Source organism: Streptomyces capoamus, assembly GCF_014654935.1.
GTDB classification, from domain to species: Bacteria; Actinomycetota; Actinomycetes; order Streptomycetales; family Streptomycetaceae; genus Streptomyces; species Streptomyces capoamus.
This window is the reverse complement of the sequence record NZ_BNBF01000021.1, coordinates 149,906-154,199: the sequence shown is the minus strand read 5'-3', so window position 1 is coordinate 154,199 and position 4,294 is coordinate 149,906. Positions and strand designations below refer to the sequence as shown.

4 protein-coding genes and 1 pseudogene are annotated in these 4,294 nt (G+C 72.0%); 4 read left to right on the top strand and 1 reads right to left on the bottom strand.

The features are described 5' to 3' along the window. Window positions 1–1,197, bottom strand: a 1,197-nt coding sequence (locus IE312_RS42265; protein WP_229900547.1) for a thiamine pyrophosphate-binding protein, incomplete at its 3' end; no start/stop codon positions are given. Between the two features lie 375 nt (window positions 1,198–1,572). Here IE312_RS42265 and IE312_RS28865 point away from each other — a divergent pair. The 4 genes and pseudogenes from IE312_RS28865 to IE312_RS42260 all read left to right on the top strand — a co-directional run. Further along, complete coding sequence (locus IE312_RS28865; RefSeq protein WP_229900546.1) at window positions 1,573–2,544, top strand: heme o synthase; 972 nt, start codon at window positions 1,573–1,575, stop codon at window positions 2,542–2,544. 69 nt (window positions 2,545–2,613) lie between these two features. Continuing rightward, entirely contained in the window at window positions 2,614–2,934 is a 321-nt protein-coding gene (locus IE312_RS28860; RefSeq protein ID WP_189985230.1) for a hypothetical protein, read from the top strand. 135 nt (window positions 2,935–3,069) lie between these two features. Further along, the gene (locus IE312_RS28855) at window positions 3,070–4,176 is read left to right on the top strand and encodes an amidohydrolase family protein (RefSeq protein WP_189985229.1); all 1,107 of its coding nucleotides are present in this window, start codon (window positions 3,070–3,072) and stop codon (window positions 4,174–4,176) included. A 39-nt stretch (window positions 4,177–4,215) separates the two neighbouring features. Beyond that, window positions 4,216–4,294 (top strand): annotated as a pseudogene (locus IE312_RS42260) (nucleotidyltransferase); the annotation flags it as partial.

Genomic DNA, 4,294 nt, shown 5'->3' with positions numbered 1-4,294 from the left:
GGCCAGGTCGGCGGAGCCGCCCCACAGCTCGGGGATCACCGCGCCGAGCGCCTGCAGCACCTTGCCGGACGCGGCACGCGTCGCGACGGCCTTGCCGGGCTCGAAGACCGGGACCTTCTCCTCCCAGCCGGTGGGCAGCTCGCCCTGGCTGATGCGGTCGAACTCGGCCGCACGCTCCGGGTTGGCCTCCCGCCACACCTGAAGGGACTTCTCCCACTCGGCCTTCGCCTCGGCACCCCGCTCCAGCGCCTCGCGGGTGTGTGCGATGACCTCGTCGGCGACCTCGAAGTCCTGCTCCGGGTCGAAGCCGAGGACGCGCTTGGTGGCCGCGACCTCGTCCTCGCCGAGCGCCGAGCCGTGCGCGGCCTCGGTGTTCTGCGCGTTCGGCGCCGGCCAGGCGATGATCGAGCGCATCGCGATGAAGGACGGCCTGTCGGTGACCTTCTTCGCCTCCTGGATCGCGGCGAAGATCGCCTGCGGGTCCAGGTCGCCGTCGGCCTTGGCCTCCACGCGCTGCACGTGCCAGCCGTAGGCCTCGTAGCGCTTGACGGTGTCCTCGGAGACGGCCGTCTCGGTGTCGCCCTCGATCGAGATGTGGTTGTCGTCCCACAGCAGGATCAGGTTGCCCAGCTTCTGGTGGCCGGCCAGCGAGGACGCCTCGGCGGAGATGCCCTCCTGGAGGCAGCCGTCACCGGCGATGCAGTAGACGAAGTGGTCGAAGGGCGACTCGCCGGCCGGGGCCTCCGGGTCGAACAGACCGCGCTCGTAACGGGCGGCCATCGCCATGCCCACCGCGTTGGCCACACCCTGGCCCAGCGGGCCCGTGGTGGTCTCGACACCCCTGGTGTGCCCGTACTCCGGGTGACCGGGGGTCTTCGAACCCCACGTGCGGAACGCCTTCAGGTCGTCCAGCTCCAGGCCGAAGCCGGCCAGGTAGAGCTGGGTGTAGAGGGTCAGGGACGAGTGGCCGGCGGACAGCACGAAGCGATCGCGGCCCACCCACTCGGGGTCGGCCGGGTCGTGCCGCATCACCTTCTGGAAGAGGGTGTAGGCGGCCGGGGCCAGGCTCATCGCCGTACCGGGATGGCCGTTGCCGACCTTCTGTACGGCGTCTGCGGCCAGGACCCGGGCGGTGTCCACGGCCCGCTGGTCCAGCTCGGTCCACTCAAGGTCTGTGGTGGTCGGCTTGGTGCTCACCCTGGGTCAGGGCTCCTCTCCACATGTCGGTCGCCGGTCTTCGGGGCATGCGCCCACCCGGCCGCCGGGGGGCTTGCCGCCCACCGGCCGTTGTCGAGCCTACCCCCGTGAGGACGTGCGTTTTTTCGAGTGTTTCCAGACTGCCGGGCCTCGCTGCGATCCGCCTCCCGACGGGCCGACGAGCCGTTCGGCACATGAATACGGAGGCGGTCATCTGAGCGCTCAATCGAGTGCCTGCTCCCCTCTTATGGAGCGCGTACGGGGCGCGCTCCAACACGACCCCACCCCCGCGGAGGCCGGGGTATGGGCAACGTCTAAAGTGGCGTGGTACGCGCGAGCCTCGACCGGTACTGCACACGGGGGAGGCTCGCTGGGATGTCTCTGTCAGGGGTGTGCGTGACGGCCGTCGAATCCCGTCCAGCGGGTGTGCTGGCTGGTGCGAGCCAGGGCCCGGTCCAGCGGCCGTTCGGGGCCCGTGTCAAGGCGTTCGTGGCGCTGACCAAGCCGCGGATCATCGAGCTGCTCCTCATCACCACCGTTCCGGTGATGTTCCTGGCGCAGCAAGGCGTGCCCGACCTCGTGCTGGTCCTGCTCACCTGTGTCGGCGGCTACCTGTCCGCGGGCGGCGCCAACGCGCTGAACATGTACATCGACCGGGACATCGACGCCCTGATGGACCGCACCTCGCAGCGGCCGCTGGTGACCGGCATGGTCAGCCCGCGCGAGTGCCTGGCCTTCGGCATCACCCTGGCCGTCGTCTCGACGCTGCTGTTCGGCCTCACCGTCAACTGGCTGAGCGCCTGGCTCTCGCTCGGGGCCCTCCTCTTCTACGTCGTCGTCTACACGATGATCCTCAAGCGGCGCACCGCCCAGAACATCGTGTGGGGCGGCATCGCCGGCTGCATGCCGGTGCTGATCGGCTGGTCGGCCGTGACGAACTCGCTCTCCTGGGCGCCGGTCATCCTCTTCCTGGTGATCTTCTTCTGGACGCCGCCGCACTACTGGCCGCTGTCCATGAAGGTCAAGGACGACTACGCGCGCGTGGGCGTGCCGATGCTGCCGGTCGTCGCGTCCAACAAGACCGTTGCCCGGCAGATCGTCCTCTACAGCTGGGTGATGGTCGCCGTCTCCCTGCTGCTCACCCCGCTCGGCTACACCGGCTGGTTCTACACGGCCGTCGCCCTCGCCTCGGGCGGCTGGTGGCTGTGGGAGGCGCACGCCCTGCAGAACCGGGCCAAGGCCGAGGTCACGGGCGCGAAGCTGAAGGAGATGCGGCTCTTCCACTGGTCCATCACCTATGTGTCCCTGCTGTTCGTGGCGATCGCGGTGGACCCGTTCCTGCGCTGACGACACCCGGGCGTACGTCACAGGGCCCTGACCTCGCCAGCTGATCTACCCGTCGGTAGCATCCTGGGCATGGCAGACACGCAGCAGGTTGACGCGCGGGCCGAGCGCAAGGTGTCCCGGCTCGCCCACCGGATCACCGCCTTCGCGAAGGCGCACGGGGGCGCGGAGGGCCAGGTGGCCCACATCGGCGAACGCGGTGCCCGCATCGTCCTCGTCGGCGAGGACGGCGGCTGGGGCGACCTGGTGGCCCCCAGCACCGAGATCGCCCGGCAGGCGGTGGAGAAGGCCGGCATCACGGTGCACGAGTCCTTCGACGGCGAGTTCGCGGCCAAGGTGCGGACGGGCGCGTACGAGTGGAAGCGGATGGCCGGCATCCAGGTCGGCGGCTGAACCGCGCACCGACCGGGCGGGCCATCCGGGACGGCCGGTGACCGTCGCACCCGGACAGTCCCGGTCCCATCCGCGACCTCACGCCCCCTTCACCCGTTAGGCCGGTCGAAGCCAGCGGACGCGGGGAGGCCGGGGATGATCGAGACGCCGTCCCTCGTGGACCAGTACTGCCACGGCGTACTGCGCACCGAACTGGGCCTCGGCACCTTCGAGGCCCAGCTCGCCCGCACCGAGGGGCCGCCCGCTCCGGGCACCACCCTCTTCGACACCCAGACCGGCTTCGCCGTACGGCGCTGGTGCCCGCCCCTGCTCGGCCTGGAACCGCACTGCCCGCCGGCCCGCTACCTGGCCCGGCGCCGGGAACTGGGCGCCCTGGAGGCGGGCCGCCGGCTGCTGCGCGGCAGCGGCATCACCACCTACCTTCTCGACGCGGGCCTGCCGGGCGACCTCACCGGCCCGGCCGAACTGGCCGCCGCCGCCGCCGCCCCGGTCCACGAGATCATCCGGCTGGAGCCGCTCGCCGAACAGGTCGCCGACACCTCGGGCACCGTCGAGTCCTTCCTGGCCAACCTCGCCGAGTCGGTGCACGGCGCCGCGGCGAACGCCGTCGCCTTCACCTCCGTGGCCGCCCTGCGGCACGGCCTGGCCCTCGCGCCCGAGCCGCCCGGGCCCGGGGAGGTGCGGGGCGCGGCGGGCCGCTGGCTGGCCGGGCGGCGCGTCGGCGGCCCGCTCACGGACCCGGTGCTGCTGCGCCACCTGCTGTGGATCGCCGTCGCCTCGGGCCTGCCCCTGCAGCTGCACGCCGGCCTCGGTGAGCCCGGCTCCCGCATCGACCGCACGGACCCGGTGCTGCTCACCGACTTCGTCCGGGCCACCGCCGGCCTCGGCACCGACCTGATCCTGCTGCACGGCTACCCGTACCACCGCCACGCCGCCCACCTGGCCGGGGTCTTCCCGCACGTCTACGCCGACTCGGGTGCCGCGCTCGTGCGGACCGGCGCCCGGGCGGCCGCGGTCCTCGCCGAGATCCTGGAACTGGCGCCCTTCGGCAAGATCCTCTTCTCCACCGGCGCCCAGGGCCTGCCCGAACTGCACGCCGTGGGCGCCCGCCTGTTCCGGGAGGCCCTCGGCCGGGTGCTGGGCGGCTGGGTGGCGGAGGGCGCCTGGTCCCTGGAGGACGCCCAGCGGGTGGCCCGGCTGATCGCGTCGGACAACGCGCACCGGGTGTACGGGCTGGGGTGAGGGGTGTACAGGCCGGCCCGGGCTCACGAGACTGGCGCGATGCCGACCGACACGCTGCTCGACGCCTTCCTGCGCGGCCTCGCGCCCTTACGTCCTCTCGCCCTCTGGGCCCACGGCT

What these genes read in the sequence shown, in the direction of transcription:
- IE312_RS28865 (WP_229900546.1), top strand. Translation starts at nt 1,573, where the DNA reads ATGTCTCTGTCAGGGGTGTGCGTGACGGCCGTCGAATCCCGTCCAGCG.
- IE312_RS28860 (WP_189985230.1), top strand. Translation starts at nt 2,614, where the DNA reads ATGGCAGACACGCAGCAGGTTGACGCGCGGGCCGAGCGCAAGGTGTCC.
- IE312_RS28855 (WP_189985229.1), top strand. Translation starts at nt 3,070, where the DNA reads ATGATCGAGACGCCGTCCCTCGTGGACCAGTACTGCCACGGCGTACTG.